A 14,771-nucleotide genomic window follows, 5' to 3' on the forward strand; every position below is an offset into this window, starting at 1 on the left:
CACCGCGTTCCCCCTCTGGGCGCGGTGCCACTCACGCTCACGCGATGACCTCCTGTGGGTCGGGCGCCGGTAGGAACCGGGCCGGCCGCTGCGGCTGACTCATCGAGCGGACCCAGGCCAGCAGGCCGATGAAGGCGGCGCCCAGCGCGGCCATCACGACCTGACCGACCGGCGTCCCGTACGGCTTGATGTACTCGGTGTTGACCAGCCCGTACGCCAGCGTCGCCAGTGTCATGCCGGTGAGGAAGCGGACCGCGAACCGTGGCTGGGTGCGCTTGGCCTCGATCTCCCGGCGGGTCGCCACCTCTGCGGCGGCCGCACCGGCGATCGAACCGAGTACGTCGCCGAGCCGTTCGCCCCGGTCGGTGAGGTGCAGGATCAGCGCCGCCACCACCTGGTCGCAGACCGGGTCGCCGATCTCGTCGGCGAACGCGAGCAGCGCGGAGCGGGCCAGCCAGCCGGCCTGCAACCGGGCGGCGAGCACTCGTACCTCGTCCTCGATCACGGGCGGCACGCTGCCGATCGTGGTGATGATCGACTGTTGGAGGCCCTGGCCCGTACCCGAGACGTCCTTGAGTCGACGGGTCCACTCGCCGACGGCCTCGATCCGGGCGATCGCCCGCTGCTCGGCCTTACCCACCGCGAACAGCCACGGCGTTCCGGGCACCGCCACCGCCACCAGCAGGCCCACCACCGGTAGCCCGGTGAGCAGGAACGCCAACGCGCCGGCGACCACTGCCACGAGCAGCAACGTCTGGTAGGACCGCCGCTCGGCGGGGGTGGCGCCGGAGCCGCGCCAGAGGCGGCTGAGGCCAGGCCCCGCCCCCGGAGCTGGGCCGGCGGGTCGACGGGTGCCCACCAGTGCGACAACCGCGAGCAGGAGCCCTGCCACGCAGGCGGCCCCGGAGACCACCGCGATCAACTCCAGGCTGTTTCCCATCAGGTCACCGCCGGGCCAGTCGGGTCTGCCGGGGTCGCCGCCAGGCGCCGGTGCCGGCCTCGATCCACCGGGTCAGCAGTCGGACGTCGTATCCCACGCGGAGCAACTGGTCGCGGACCCGTTCGGGCAGGTGTCGGGGGACCGCGCGGCCGTCCGGACCGGGGCCGAAGACGGTGGTGGTGGTGATCCGTCCGGCCTCGCCGGCTCCGATCACCTCCTCCACGTGCGAGACGAACCGGTGCTTACGCCCGCCGATCGCGCTCTCGTCCTCGACGGTGACGTAGACGATCAGGTCGAGGGCATTGCCGGCCATCCGGCGCGCCTGGTCGACGGTCATCTCGCGGCCATGGGCCAGCGCCAGCTCGACGATCCGCTCGCCCACCCCGGCGGCCGTACGGGCGTGGATCGTGCACATCGACCCCCGGCTGGTGGTCATCGCCTGGAGCATCGGCACGATCTCGCGGGACCGCACCTCGCCCACGATGATCCGCAGGACGCCCATCCGCAGCGACAGCGGGATCAGGTCGGCGATCGTCACCTCGCCCGCCGGGCGGCCGTCGAAGCCGCGCTCGCCGTGCCCCTCGCGGGCCTCGAAGCTCATCACCGCCCGGTGCCGTTCCCGACGGCGGGCCGGCAGCAGTTCCCGGCTCTCCTCCAGCAGCACGTACGGCTCGTCGGGCGGGATCTCGTTCATCAACGCGCGGATGATCGTGGTCTTACCGGCGCCGGCCAGCCCGGCGACCATGATGTTCAACCCGGCGCGCATCGCCGCACGCAGGAAGTCGCGCAGCAACGGGTCGATCATCTCGTCCAGGTCGCCCCGGCTACCGGCCACGTCGTCGAGGCTCACGTCCAGGGTGTTGTGCTTGCGGATCACCGCGTACGGCCGGTGGCTGACCAGGAACACCGCGGCCAGCCGACTGCCGTCGGGCAGTTGCAGGTCGAGGGTGGGCTTCACGGTGGACAGCGACCGTTCCGTCGCACCGGCCCGCCGCGCCGCCGCCTGGAGGATCTCCACCAGCTCGGCGTCACTGTCGGCGATCGGCTCACCCCAGTCCACCCCACCGCCGTGCCGGGTGATGCGCACCTGGTCACAGCCGAGGATGTGCACCTCCTCGATGGTGTCGTCGACCAGGAGGGTCTGTAGCCGGCCGAGCCCGACCAGCTCGGCGGTCACCTGGTCGAGCAGCAGGCGCTCCTCACCGGCGGCCATCGGCGTGCCGGCCCGGCGGACCGCGTCGGCGTACTCGGCGACCACCTGGACGGCCAGCCGGGCGCGCTCGGTGTCCTCCTCGTCGACGGTGAACTCGCGGCCGCGCTGCCACAGGGTGAGGCGTTCGGTGAGTTCCCGGCGCAGCTCCCGGACCACGTGGAAGTCCATCCGGGGCCGGGGCGCGGCGTCGGGTGGCGGCGTGGCCGACGGGGCCGGCTGCGGCATCGGCGTCACGTGGTGGTGCCGGCCGTTCGCCGGGGTCAGCGGCGGCGCGGTGGACGTCGCGCCCGGCGGCTGCTGGCGCGGGTCGGCGGAGACTGGTTCAAACCGCATCCGGCACCCCCTGCTGCACCGGCCAGGCCAGTCGTGCCCGCCGGCGTTCCAGCAGCGCCCCGATCGGCACCTCCAGCGCGGTCGCCGCGCGCAGCAGCGGCCGTCCGGCCCGTACGGTCCCGCCGAGGGCGAGCACCCCTGCGGTACGCGGGTCGTGCGGCAGCCGGGCGATCACCGGCAGCTTCAGCCCGCGACTGATCTCGGCGCGCCCGTGCCCGTCGCCCACCAGCAGCAGCCGCAGGGTGCCCGGCGGCACCCGGTGTTCGGCGAAGTCCCGCTCGATCGCGGTGACCGCCGCCCGCGTCCCGGACAGGTCGGGCAGTTGGGCCCGGGTCACCAGCAGCACCACCGAGGCGGCCCGCAGCAGCGGCCACGGTGGACCGTTGACGTGCAGTCGGCCGCAGTCGACAAGCACGTCGTAGCCGGGGGTGCCCTGGTCCAGGGCGTTGAAGTAGTCGGCGAAGCGCTGCCAGAGCGGGGTGACGCTGCCGGCCTGCGTCGGATCGACCAGGCCGGGCAGCAGCAGCCGTTCCCGGCGCGGCGCGTCCAGGTCGACCAGTTGGGACCAGAACGCGGTCTCCAGGTTGCCGTCGCGCAGCTCGCCGACGGCCAACTCCCCGATGCCACGTGGGCCGTCCAGCTGACCGCCCAGATATCCGGCGAGGATCGATCCGCCGGCCGGGTCGCACTCGGCGAGGACCAGCCGGCGGTGCCACGTCAGCGCGCAGGCCAGCGCGGAGGTGGTCACGCCAGGCGACCCCTTCGCCGACACCAACGCGATGATCGCCATGATCAGGCCGCCTCGGTCAGCACGACGGCGATCCGCTCCTGGGCGGCCAGCGCCACCACGGCGGGTACGTCCCGGACGAGGAGCGCCAGGTACAGCACCTTCTCGTCGTTCGTCGAGGTGACCATGTCGATGACGGTGGCGTTGAACCGGGTGCCGGACGCGGCGGCGGCCGCGGTGGCGTTGTCGTCCGGAGTGCTGACCAGCAACACCTTGTCACCGGGGTGCAGCTCGCGGGCCGGCACCTGGGCGGTCTTCAGACCGAGCGCGATCTGCTGCTGCCCGGGGCCGAGCAGCGGGTCGTCGGTGATCTGCCCGAGGGTGAGCAGGGTGCCCGGCACCAGCGCCACGGCGGCCCGCTTACCGACCACCTCGTCCAGCCGTCCGGCGGGCACCGGGCGCAGCCCCTGGCCGCCGGCGACCTGCACGGTGATCAGGTCGGCCGCGCTGATCTCCCGTCCGACCTCCACCGGCCGGGCCACCGCGAGGTAGCTACCGGTGGCCCGGACCGAGGTGACCGCGAACGCGGCCCCCAGCCCACCGAGGGCGATCAGGAGGACGGCGAGACCCAGCAGCCCGGGGCGGACGCGGCGCTGCCGGACCACCTTCGGCGGGCTGACCGGCGCGTCCACCGGCCCGGTCGCGTTACGCGTCGCCACACTCACCGTTCGATCTCCATTCGTGGCTGTGGGGCTCGCAGAACCGGCGCGTTCACCTGGTCACCACCTGGAGCTCCCTGATCTGGACCGGCACGGTGCCGCTGGTCCGGGTCTGCGCGATCGGGTCGCCCTCGACGCCGTTGTCGGTCCACCAGCGGACCGTCCAGTACGTGGTGGCGCCCACCCGGTAGGTGCCGGCCTTCGGGTAGCCCCGGTCGTAACCGCAGTCCGGTGAGGTGCGGCCGGCGCGCCTGCCCTTCGGGTCGTACGGGGTACCGGGCTTGGTGCAGGTGACCGTGTCGCCGTTGCCCATGCTCCAGACGATCCGGTCGACCTTGGCCTCGATCGAGACGGTCAGTCCACGGTCGGACGCGGAGGCGTTCAGCGGCCCGAAGTAGCTGGCGCTCGGGGTGGCCCACATCCAGACCGGCAGCCCGACCAGGCCGGGGCCGACGTCCTTGCGGGGGGCGACCTTGAGCCGTGCCGGCAGCAGCTTGATCGACGCGAGGGCCCGCCGGGCCAGCTCCTCCGGGTCCGGCGGAGCGCCGAAGCCGGGCGGAGGCCCGTCGAGCGGCAGGGTGTCCTGGGCGCCGAGATCGCCGCCGTTGCAGGTCCGCACGTACCACTGCTGACCCTCGTCGGCAGGCGGTTGCGGCTCGGCGAGCTTGTAGTAGCAGCCGTCGCCGTTGTTGAACCAGCCCAGCAGGTCGTCGTAGCAGGGGATCGTCCGGCCACCCCACTGGCAGACACCGCCCCCGCCCCCGCCACCGGAGTTGCCGCCGCCGTTGTCTCCACCACCGCCGGGGTCGCCCGGGTGGCCCGGCTCGTCGTCCCAGACGTTGCAGTCCGGTTGGCCGGGCGGGCACTCCACACCCGGGCCGGCGCGCCGTGCGGCGGCGGCCGGCAGGGTCCCGCCGACCATCAGCAGCAGCGCCAGGCCGACCCCCGCGAGGGCCCGCCGGGTCAGCACGGCTGGTCCTGGTGCGCGGAACCCGAGCTGATCAGCCACCGGCCGTCCGGATAGCGGGTGGCGGTGGCGGTGGCCAGGTGCCTGCCGCCACCGCTGCCGGGAACCACCTTCTGGTCCTTGGTGTAGACCAGCCGGTATCCGGTCGCGTCCAGGCAGTCCTGGATCTCCACGGTGGCCGGGTCGGAGTCGAGGTCGACGGACGTCACGGTGGGATCGGATCTCAATGTCCCGGTACGCATCGCGCCGTGCTCCTTAGCGTCGCGAATGGACAATTGCACCCGAGTCAACAGTGGATCTGCGAGAAATCTGGACAGTTCCGGCGCGTGCGGATCGCTGCGCCGACTCGCCGTGCGCGAGGCCGTGAGGTATCCGGAGTACGCCTCGAGTGCCGCCTTCTCCGCCGCGGCGCGTTCGGCACCCGTATCCGTCCGTGCTCCGTCGCCCTGCCCCGATGCCGGTCGTTCGACGGCTTCCTGCTCGCTGCCGCAGGCGGTCACCGTCACTGCCGCCACGATCGCCAGCAGGCAGGTTGCCGCTCGTCTGAGCTGCCGTCCGCGCACCGCCGAACCCTCCTCGTGATCGCCCGACGTGGCGACGAGACGCCGTTGTCGAGCATGCGGAAGCGCGCCCGGATCAGTACATCCGACCGTTCATTTCGCTTCTGCATTCACCGTTGCGGATCTTCTACAAATGCAAGGTCCCGTGTTCTCCGGTCGTCGAGGTGAGGCTTGCGTCACACCCAAGGGGCGAGCATAAGCTCACGATCGCCGATGCAACAGAGGTAATTCAACCGAACACTCTGCGTGATGATGGGTGGTGGTGGCAGGTGTCCGAGCCGCACTCCGGACGGCGACCGGTCGAGGGGGCGCCGATGGTCTGGCAATGTCGGCCCGGGTCGGTCCGTCGTGACCCCTGCGCCCCTTGCGGGAGTGGGACATCCCGCCCGTGTGCCGGCCTTCGACCCGCACCTCGGGTCACGCCTCGGCGCGTGCCGTTGGTTCCCACCAGAGGCGGGAGCCGCCGGTGGCAGACGTCCCTTTCCGCGTCATCCGCTACACCCGAGCGAACGTTCAGTCACGATCCGTGTTCACCTTTCGGGGTGGCTGCCGGACGTTCGGCGGGGTCGACGTGGCGCTGACGGCTGAACCACCCGGCCAACCGTCCGCGTCGGCCGACTGCCCAGGCACCGAGGTGGAGCCGGTCACGGGTGCCCGTCGTCTCCGGTTCGCGCCCGTGCTGGCATCCCTGCTCGCCACCCCGCTGCTGCGGTTGGCGGTCGTGCGTCACGCCGTACCCCCGAATGCCCCCAGCCGGACCGGCTGCGACGCCTGCGGGGCCGTGGTCAGCCTGACCAGGCCGTGGCCGGCGCTCGGCCCGGCGGGCCGGTGCGGCCGGTGTCACGCCCGGGTCGGGCCGCCGCCCGGCGCGATCGAGGTTGCCGCGCTCGCCGCCGTGGCGCTGCTCGTGCTCGCCGGCCCGCCGCCCGGAGCGCTGCCGGCTCTGGTGTGGTGGCTGGGCTGGACCCTGCCGGCGGTCGTCGTCGATCTGGCCGTGCACCGGCTACCCGACCGACTCACCCTGCCCGCGGCTGCCGGGACATGGCTGTTGCTCGGCGCGGCGGCGCTCACCGACGCCGGCGTGGGCTCCTGGGCGCGAGCTGTCACCGCCGGTGCGGGGTTGGCGCTGTTCTTCGCCGCCAGCACTCTGCTGCTCGGTCGTCGGGGCTTCGGGCTGGGCGACGCCAAGCTGGCGCTCAGCGTGGGCGCGCTGCTCGGCTGGTACGGCTGGCCCGTCCTCGTGCTCGGGCTGCTGCTGACGTTCGGGCTGTCCGCGCTGGTGAGCCTCGGGCTGCTGGTAACACGGCGGGTCCGATGGACCACCCACCTCCCGTTCGGACCGTTCCTGCTCCTCGGCACGGCGGGCGCGCTCCTGGCCACCTGAGCTCTCGCGGGTCTACGGGCGGGGTCGGCCGGCCAGGTCGGGTACCGGACGACGGGCATCGGTGCGGCGACGCAGCGCCTCGGCGACCGGGCGGGCCAGCAGTGGAGTGGCGACCAGGGCGACCAGGGTGCCGAGCAGCAGCCCCGCGGCCACGTCGTGCGGGTAGTGCACGCCCACGAAGACCCGGGAGAACGCGGCCAGTACGGCCAGCGGCAGCGCGAACAGCCCGAGCCGCCGGGACAGCAGCAGGGTGGTGATCGCCAGCGCGCCGGCCAGGGTGGCGTGGTTGCTCGGGAACGAGTAGTCACCCGGCGGTGGACAGGCGCCGGCGATGATCGCCCGGCCCACCGTCCGGCACGGCCGATCCTCGTCCACCACGGTCTTGAGGAATTCGCTGCCCGCGTACGCCAGGAGAGTCGGCAGTGGCGCGACGAGGGCGAGCGCCCGGTCGTGCGGGCCGCCGGCCAGGCGGCGCAGCGCGGCCACCACCAGCAGCGCGCCGAGCAGCAGGATCACCCCCTCGGTGGCGTGCTCGACGAACCACTGCACCGGATGCGGGGTGCCGGCGGCGGCATCGACGATGTCGTGGTACCACTCGGCGCTGATCTCTGGGACGTCCGTACTGCCGTTGTCGGTCATGAATCACCTCACCACACCTTCATACCGCGTTCATCTTGGGGGCACCTTGGAAACGCGGCAGCGCATGTGTCGGAGGGAGCGCCTGTGGATCGCCGGCGTCGGGCCGCTCGGCGTGGGCTCAGGTCGGTGCGGGGCCCTCGGCCACGCGCTGGGTCGGGCCGGGTCCGCCGGCCATGCGCTCCCGGACGGCCTCCAGCGCCTCGAAGGCGTACGCCCAGTTGTGGCACTTGAAGCTGCGCAGGCCGTCGATGGCGGTGTGGCAGTCGGCGCAGTGCACCCCGGGGATGGCGTCCGGGACCTCGGTGTTGACGTACTTGTGGTCGCCGAGGATGACCTCGGCGATCATGCCCTTGTCGTGCAGGCCGGTCACCGCCGAGGAGACGATGTCGTACCAGGTGATCCGCCGGCCGCACTTCGGGCAGTCCGGTTCGTCACCGCTGACCCAGAGCGGGGCGCCGATCGTCCGCGTCGGCATGCCGAGCAGCTTCTCCAGACGCCGGACGTCCGACTCCGGGGTGGTCCACCGGTGCCGGCCGGGTAGTGACGCGGGCGAGTCGTACACGGCGCGGAACAGGTCGTGGTCGACCCGTACGGTCTCCCGTTGACTGGTCATCGGCGTCTCTCCTCGGTGCGTCGGTGCCCCCACCGTGGTCGGCGCTGACCAGGGGTGCAGCCGGATCAACGACAGGAGGGGCGGGCGGGTCGTCGCCTCGGGCGTTCCCATCGGCGGCGGGGGTCGGCCACCGTCGCGGAGGCGCTTTTGCCTCGGACGGCGGGTCCCGGGTGGTACGACGGACAGATGGCGAGCCGCGCCGAACTACTGGCTGGACGCCTGGATCAACGCTCAGCCGGGGCAGCCGTCGCATGTGGTGTACCCGAACATCGGGCTCGGGATCAACTCGGCCGACGCCCGCCAGCAGGACCAACTGCACATCCACCTGGCGGGTATCCACAGTGGTATCCAGACGCAGCTCAACAACTGCGACAACGCGATCGGCAACAACCCGGCGAACTGCGCGACTTCGTCGTACGATCCACCGGGGCGAACATGGCCCACCAGGCGATGGCGGTCACCCCTCGCCTGGTCGGCAACGGCGGGTTCTACGTCATCAACAGTGAGCCCGCTCTTCAGACCCCGCAGGGCCAGCCCGGCGGTACGGGGACCGTCGACTTCCTGCTCGCGTACACCTGATCTCCGTAGGTCAGCCCTTCACCGCTCCGGCGGTCAGTCCTTCGGTCAGGAAGCGCTGCCCGAGCGCGTACATGATCACCACAGGGATGCTGACGAGCAGCGAGGCCGCGGCGAGCTGTCCCTGCGGTACGACGTCTCCGGCGATCATCGACTGCATCCCCACCGGCAGCGTCTTGTACTCGTCCTTCGTGATGAACACGAAGGCGAACAGGAACTCGTTCCAGGCGTTGGTCAGGGTGAAGAGCGCAACCGCCAGCAACCCCGGCCTGGCCAGCGGCAGCACCACCCGGCCGAACGCCTGTAGGCGGGTGCAGCCGTCGACGAGCGCGGCCTCCTCGAGCTCCACCGGGATCGAGGAGAAGTAGCCGACCAGCAGCCATGTGGCGAACGGAAGCGTGAACGTCGGGTACGTCACCACCAGCGACCACAACGAGTCGGTGAGCCGCACGCCGATGAGCATCTGGTAGAGCGGGATGAACAGCAGCGCGCCCGGCATCACGTAGGTGAGCAGCACCGTGACGGTGAAGCCCTGCGCCCCACGGAACCGCAGCCGGGCCAACGCGTACCCCGCGAGGGCGGCGCAGACCAGCGCCACCGCCGTGGACGCCGCGGACACCAGCAGGGTGTTGAGGTACCAGCGACCGAACGGCTGGTTGGCGAACAGGGCGGTGAACTGCTCCGTGGTCCAGGGCGTCGGCCACAGGTCGTCCGTACGCATGACGACCTGGCCCTCGGACTTGAAGGCCGTGACGCTGATCCAGTACAGCGGGCCCAGCACGAAGAAGAGCAGCCCGGCGAGCGCGACCCAGGAGCCCAGGCTCGACACCGTCGACGACGCCCGACGACCGCCGCGCGACTGGAGGGTCGACACCACCCGACCGACCGCCGCCGCGATCAGCAGGATCACCCCGAGGACGACCGCTGCCTTCCAGAAGATGTCCGGCGACGCCCAGATCAGCAGGCCGGTGACCACCGCGGTGATCACCCACGGCAGGGCCTTGCGTGCCCGCGTACCGATCCGGAGCGCCGTGCGTCGCACTCGGGGCAGTTTCGCCCCCGAGTCCTGGCGCAGCAGCCGGACCAGGACGAACACCAGCCCGCCGATGACCGGCAGCATGACGAGCGTGACCGCCGCGCCCGCGCCGTACTGCAACTGCAGGATCGCCTTCGAGTACGCGACGAGCACGTACGGCGCTGTCACGTCACCCGGGCCACCCTGGGTCAGCAGCCAGACGAGATCGAAGTTGTTGAACGTCCAGATCGACGACAGGGTCACCGTCACGGTGATGACGTGGCGCAGCCCGGGCAGCGTCACGTTGGCGAACCGCTGCCAGGCCGAGGCCCCGTCGATGGTCGCCGCCTCGTAGAGGTCGGCCGGGATGGCCTTCAGCCCGGCGAGGAAGCACACCGTGAAGAACGGCACCCCCTTCCAGACGTTGACGAGGATCACCGAGGGCATGGCCAGGGACGGGTCGGACAGCCAGCCCGCGGGCCAGCTGTCGACCAGGTGCAGGTCGACCAGCAGCGGTCCGATTCCGGTGGCGGTGAGCAGGTTGTTGACGCTGCCGAAGATCGGGTCGAGCAGCGCGCGCCAGCTGAACGCCGTCACCACTGTCGGCACCACCCACGGCACCAGGAGCAACCCCGCCAGCACCGCCCGCCCGCGGCGTCGGTGGTGCAGCAGCAGGGCCGCGGCCAGCCCGAGCACGACCTTGAAGATCTCGGCGTACGCGGTGAAGACGAACGAGTTCACCACGCCCGTGTGGAACTGGTCGTCGCCGACGAGGTGGAGGTAGTTGTCCAGGCCGACGAACACGGACTCCTGCCCGTGCCGTTCGGTGGTGCTGGTGACGATCGACCGGGCGATCGGTACGAGGACGAGGCCGCCGACCAGCACGGCCATCGGCGTCAGGAACAGCGCCGCCATTCGCCAGTCACGACCCAGCCGGCGCTGGGTCGCCGTGAGGGAGCCGGATCCCGGCGACGAGGACGTCCTCGTCGCCGGGACCCGCGTGGGGCGGAGCGTTCTCACTGCGGCAGCCCCTGCTGGTTGAAGATCTGCACCATCTTCGTGTGGGCCGCCTTCACGGCCTGCGCGGGCGCGGTGCCCTGCACGACCTGCTGCATCATGTCGGTGAGGACGTAGGCCGAGCCGACGGCCTGCTGGCCGGCGCTGGCCTTCTGTGGGAAGGCCAGGCCGTTCTTCGTGTTCAACGGCAGCTGCAACTGGGTGATCTTGCGCAGCATGGGGAACGCCGGGTCGCCGCTGGTGAAGAACGGGTCCGCGTCCCAGACCTTCTCCCAGGCGGGCATCACCAGGCCGGGTGCCTCCTTCGCCACCCCGAGCAGCGCGGGCGCGCTGACCAGGTACTGCGCCAGGAGTTTGGCGAGCGCGGGATTCTTGGCGCCCTTGAAGACGACGAAGCCCTGCGACTGGCCGAGCAGCAGCGGATTGTTCGTGGCCGGTCCGATGCAGTCGGAGAACACGTGGGTGTTGGCGTGTACCGGGTTCTTCTTGGTCCGCGAGTCCGCGTAGACGCTGAACTGGTTGCGGGTGTAGCCGAGGATGCCGGCGAGCCAGTTCTCGTTGTTGCTGGTGTCGGTCCAGCTCGCGATCCCCGGCGGCAGCATCGGCTTGTACTTGGGATTGGTGTAGATGTCGCCCAGGAAGGTCACCGCCTGCACCGTCTCCGGTGACTCGAACGAGACCTTCCGGCCGTCGTTGGAGGCGATCGACCCGCCGTACGCGTTGATCAGCGCCTCGATCATGCCGTTGGCGTCACCGGACCGGTTGATCGTCATGCCCCAGCCGAACCGGCGCTTGCCGGGGTCGGAGATCTCCAGGCAGACGTCCCGCAGCTCCTCCCAGCTGTAGATGTCCTTGGGCGTGATGCCCTTCCCCTGCATCCAGTCCTTGCGCAGGAACGACCCGATGCCGATGAAGTGGTAGGGGATCGCGAACCACTTGCCGTCGAAGACGCAGAAGTTCTTGGCCTCCGCGCACGGCTCGCCGTACTTGGCGGTCAGCGCCTGGACGACGTCGGTGACGTCCTCCAGGTCGCCGAGCGCCTGGAACTGCGCGACGAACCGGGAGTCGGTCATGAACGCCAGGTCACGTGCCACGCCGCCCTTGACCTCGGCGTCGATCTTGGCCACCACGTCACCGGCGTCGGCCTGGACCAGACTGTTCTCGATCTTCGTGCCGGTGGTGTCGGCGAACTTCTTGATCGAGCTGTCGAGGGCGTCGTTCGCCGCCGTCGAGTAGAGCTTCTGCGACAACATCCCCATCGAGGAGCCCTTCATCGACGCGGCGGCGTCGATCAGCTCCTGCGGGACCTCGGCCTGCACCTTTGTCGGCGACTTGGAGGTGTCCCCACACGCGGCCAGACCGGCCGCGCCGAGCACTCCCACCCCCATCCCCAGAACGCCGCGCCGAGACCAACCCATCTTGTCCTCCATGGACACCCGCCTCCTTCATCTCCCCGCGCACGGCTGCACGCCGAAGGCGTACCTGGCGAACGCCGCCGTGTCTCCAGTTGGGTTTCCTGTTGCGGCGACCACGGAGGGTCGCCCGCCGAGATCAGTTCGTTCGAAGCTCGCCACGGTGGCGCGATGAGGTTGAGGCGATCGGCGACGAGGCCGAGACAGTGGCGCTGACGTTCCAGTTCGGTCGTGTCACGTGACCACCGCCGTTCGAGATTTCGAACTAGGTTCGATATACCGCATCGAGTGGTGCGACGCTAGAGCAGTCCGGCGACCGATGTCAATGTTTCGATGGTGTTTCGAACCGAAAGCGGGAGGTTCGTTACCGGGACTGGACCCGGTAGCCCATGCGGGCGGACAGCGTGGCGGCGCCTTCGCGAACCAGCCTGGTCCACTCCACCTGCACCTCGGGCGTCCACCGGATGATCGGCGCGGACAGGCTCATCGCGGCGATGACGGTGCCGGAGTGGTCCCGGATCGCGGCCGCGACGCAGCGCATCGCGGTGTCCGACTCGCCGACGTCGACCGCGATGCCGTCCGCCCGGACACGGTCGAGGTGCGCACGGAGTAGCTCCGGGTCGGTGATGCTCTCCGGCGTCATGCCCGGCAGGGGATCCTTCAACAGCACGGCGTCCAGGTCGGCCGGATCGAGAGCCGACAGCAGGACCTTGCCGACCGCCGTGCAGTGCGCGGGCAGCCGCAGCCCGACCCCGGACACCATCCGAACCGGGTGCGTGCTGTCGAACTTGACAAGGTAGATGACGTCCGCGCCGTCGAGCACCGCCACGTGCACCGCCTCGTCACACCGGGCAGCCACGTCCCGCGCGACGCCCTGCGCCTCGCGTACCAGATCGAGCCGGCCCGCGAACGCCGCGCCGAGCTGGAACAGCGGCATGCCGAGCCGATACTGCACCGGCTGACCCGGCACCGAGATCAGGTACGAGCGAGCCTCGAGCGTCACGAGCAGTTCGTGGACGGTGGTACGCGGCAGGTCGAGCCGCTCCATCACCTGGCGGGCCGACAGTTGGGGGCAGTCCAGGAACAGTTCGAGGACGTCGAGTGCGCGGATAACTGCCGGTACCACACGGGGCATGTCGCTGGTCCCTTCGAAATGCCGGACCCGCGTCAACGATCTCCACACGGGCCAGCATTTGAAGAGGATAGCCACGTCAGCTCCAGAGGGAGACCGGAGAGGCTGCTGACCGGCGACCTCAGAGTGCCTGCGCTGCCCGGTGCCGAAGGGCTGGTGGCCGACAGGCCCCTCTGCCGCTGCAGTGGAATGCCTGGCATCATGCCTGGAGCGCCCAGCCGACCCCCGGACAGGCCGATGCCCCAAAAGGTGCCAGATCACGATGAATTCCGCCAAAGAACGCATGCCTCGGGTTGAATCATTGACCGGCTTGCGCTGGTTCGCTGCGTTCGCCGTCTTTCTGTTCCACGCGAACCAGATCATCAAGCTGCCCACCGTCTACGGCATCAAGCTCGGTGAATTCTTCCGCTTCGGCGACGCCGGGGTCACGTTCTTCTACGTCCTTTCGGGCTTCGTGCTCACCTGGTCGTTCTCTCTCAAGGTGGGCACCGGGACGTTCTACTGGCGCCGTTTCGCCCGGGTCTGGCCCGCGCTCGTGGTCAGCACCGCCATCGCGTGGGTCAGCTTCGACCAGGTTTGGCACGAATCCTGGAAGCGCACTCTGCTGAGCCTGTCGCTCACCGAGTCGTGGTTTCCTCCGGCTGACTCCCCCATTGCGAACCCGGTCGCGTGGTCGGTCTCCTGCGAAGCCTTCTTCTACCTGCTCTTCCCGTTCGTCATCCGGCCGCTGCTGCGACTGCGGCTGCCAGCGCTCGCGATCCTCGCGGCGACCGGCCTGTTCATCGAGTGGGCCTACTGGTTCTCTGTGCAGGATCTCATCGATCCGAAGCAGTATTGGATCCAGTTCTCCTGGTATATCCGCTTCCCGCCGATCCGATTCATCGAATTCCTACTGGGAATGATCGCCGCCGCCGCACTCCTTCGCGGATGGCGGCCGAAACTCAACCTGTGGCTCGCCCTGTCGACGGTGCCCGCCTCGGTGCTACTGCTGTGGTGGGGCGCTCGGCTGGGCTGGTGGGGTCCGCACTGGTCCCAGCAGGGCCTCGTGCCCGCCTGCGTCCTGGTGGTCCTCGCGGCCGCGATCCGCGACGTCTCCGGACGGCCCTCGATCTTCCGGAGCAAACCACTCGTCGCCCTCGGCGCCTGGTCCTATGCCTTCTACCTGGTGCACCTGTCGGTCATCCATTGGCTGATGGGCACGGTGAAGGCCAGCCCTGCGAGCTGGACGAACCTCAAGGTCCTCCTGATCTGGACGGTGATGGGCATCGCCCTGGCATGGGCCTGCTACCGCTGGATCGAACACCCGGTGGAACGTTTCCTGCGCAATCTCTATCCGCTCCGCGTGCCGCCTGCTCCGCCTGCGACGCCCACGCCGCCCGCGGTTCAGGAGCCGCAGGAGCTGGCTGCGGCATCGGAGCAGCCCACCGAGGTCGTCCTGACCGGGCAAGGGGTCATGAGCCACGAATTCGAGCCTGGCGTCTATCGCAGCACCGGGAGTTACGACGTCCGATGATCCGGGAGGCG

Annotated in this window: 13 protein-coding genes and 2 pseudogenes; 4 read left to right on the plus strand and 11 right to left on the minus strand. The window is 70.3% G+C overall.

Features of this window, described 5'->3' with window-relative positions; translation table 11 throughout:
• Positions 1 to 37: 37 nt before the first annotated feature.
• The 6 genes and pseudogenes from ACGFH9_RS04080 to ACGFH9_RS04105 all read right to left on the minus strand — a co-directional run bounded on the left by ACGFH9_RS04080 (position 38) and on the right by ACGFH9_RS04105 (position 5,462).
• Positions 38 to 984, minus strand: a pseudogene (locus ACGFH9_RS04080) (type II secretion system F family protein).
• Positions 945 to 2,486, minus strand: a complete 1,542-nt coding sequence (locus tag ACGFH9_RS04085; RefSeq protein ID WP_393214953.1) for a CpaF family protein — start codon at positions 2,484 to 2,486, stop codon at positions 945 to 947. Before ACGFH9_RS04085 ends, ACGFH9_RS04080 begins: the two are co-directional and overlap by 40 nt.
• Complete coding sequence (locus ACGFH9_RS04090; protein ID WP_393214956.1) at positions 2,476 to 3,276, minus strand: ParA family protein; 801 nt, start codon at positions 3,274 to 3,276, stop codon at positions 2,476 to 2,478. Before ACGFH9_RS04090 ends, ACGFH9_RS04085 begins: the two co-directional genes overlap by 11 nt.
• 2 nt (positions 3,277 to 3,278) lie before the next feature.
• Complete coding sequence (locus ACGFH9_RS04095; RefSeq protein WP_393214959.1) at positions 3,279 to 3,938, minus strand: SAF domain-containing protein; 660 nt, start codon at positions 3,936 to 3,938, stop codon at positions 3,279 to 3,281.
• A gap of 46 nt (positions 3,939 to 3,984) precedes the next feature.
• Positions 3,985 to 4,854: a hypothetical protein gene (locus ACGFH9_RS04100; RefSeq protein WP_393215263.1), complete on the minus strand. Its 870-nt coding sequence runs from the start codon at positions 4,852 to 4,854 to the stop codon at positions 3,985 to 3,987.
• A gap of 41 nt (positions 4,855 to 4,895) precedes the next feature.
• Positions 4,896 to 5,462 (minus strand): hypothetical protein, encoded by a 567-nt coding sequence (locus ACGFH9_RS04105; RefSeq protein ID WP_393214962.1) that lies wholly within the window; start codon positions 5,460 to 5,462, stop codon positions 4,896 to 4,898.
• 631 nt (positions 5,463 to 6,093) lie between these two features.
• On the opposite strand from ACGFH9_RS04105, the gene ACGFH9_RS04110 reads away from it, so the two are divergent.
• A complete protein-coding gene (locus tag ACGFH9_RS04110; protein WP_393215266.1) occupies positions 6,094 to 6,843 on the plus strand; it encodes a prepilin peptidase in 750 nt (249 codons plus the stop codon).
• Between the two features lie 12 nt (positions 6,844 to 6,855).
• Here ACGFH9_RS04110 and ACGFH9_RS04115 read toward each other — a convergent pair whose 3' ends face one another.
• Entirely contained in the window at positions 6,856 to 7,482 is a 627-nt protein-coding gene (locus tag ACGFH9_RS04115; RefSeq protein WP_393214965.1) for a phosphatase PAP2 family protein, read from the minus strand.
• Between the two features lie 118 nt (positions 7,483 to 7,600).
• Positions 7,601 to 8,095, minus strand: a complete 495-nt coding sequence (locus ACGFH9_RS04120) for a hypothetical protein (protein WP_393214968.1) — start codon at positions 8,093 to 8,095, stop codon at positions 7,601 to 7,603.
• A gap of 253 nt (positions 8,096 to 8,348) precedes the next feature.
• Here ACGFH9_RS04120 and ACGFH9_RS04125 point away from each other — a divergent pair.
• Together ACGFH9_RS04125 and ACGFH9_RS04130 are read left to right on the plus strand one after the other, a co-directional pair.
• Positions 8,349 to 8,423 (plus strand): annotated as a pseudogene (locus tag ACGFH9_RS04125) (CDP-diacylglycerol diphosphatase); the annotation flags it as partial.
• Positions 8,424 to 8,530: 107 nt separating this feature from the next.
• Positions 8,531 to 8,674, plus strand: coding sequence for a hypothetical protein (locus tag ACGFH9_RS04130; protein ID WP_393215293.1), 144 nt, complete (start codon positions 8,531 to 8,533; stop codon positions 8,672 to 8,674).
• A 10-nt stretch (positions 8,675 to 8,684) separates the two neighbouring features.
• Here ACGFH9_RS04130 and ACGFH9_RS04135 read toward each other — a convergent pair whose 3' ends face one another.
• The 3 genes from ACGFH9_RS04135 to ACGFH9_RS04145 form a co-directional block, all read right to left on the minus strand.
• Positions 8,685 to 10,601 carry an ABC transporter permease subunit gene (locus ACGFH9_RS04135; RefSeq protein WP_393214971.1) on the minus strand — a complete coding sequence of 639 codons (1,917 nt, stop codon included), beginning with the start codon at positions 10,599 to 10,601 and terminating at the stop codon, positions 8,685 to 8,687.
• Between the two features lie 101 nt (positions 10,602 to 10,702).
• On the minus strand, positions 10,703 to 12,133 hold the full coding sequence (locus tag ACGFH9_RS04140) for an extracellular solute-binding protein (RefSeq protein ID WP_393215269.1): 1,431 nt from the start codon (positions 12,131 to 12,133) through the stop codon (positions 10,703 to 10,705).
• A 346-nt stretch (positions 12,134 to 12,479) separates the two neighbouring features.
• The gene (locus ACGFH9_RS04145) at positions 12,480 to 13,250 is read right to left on the minus strand and encodes an IclR family transcriptional regulator (protein WP_393214974.1); all 771 of its coding nucleotides are present in this window, start codon (positions 13,248 to 13,250) and stop codon (positions 12,480 to 12,482) included.
• A gap of 259 nt (positions 13,251 to 13,509) precedes the next feature.
• Between ACGFH9_RS04145 and ACGFH9_RS04150 the strand changes: the two genes are divergently transcribed.
• Positions 13,510 to 14,760: an acyltransferase family protein gene (locus tag ACGFH9_RS04150; RefSeq protein WP_393214977.1), complete on the plus strand. Its 1,251-nt coding sequence runs from the start codon at positions 13,510 to 13,512 to the stop codon at positions 14,758 to 14,760.
• Positions 14,761 to 14,771: the final 11 nt, after the last annotated feature.

This window comes from Micromonospora sp. NPDC049102 (assembly GCF_043197485.1).
Lineage (GTDB): Bacteria > Actinomycetota > Actinomycetes > Mycobacteriales > Micromonosporaceae > Micromonospora.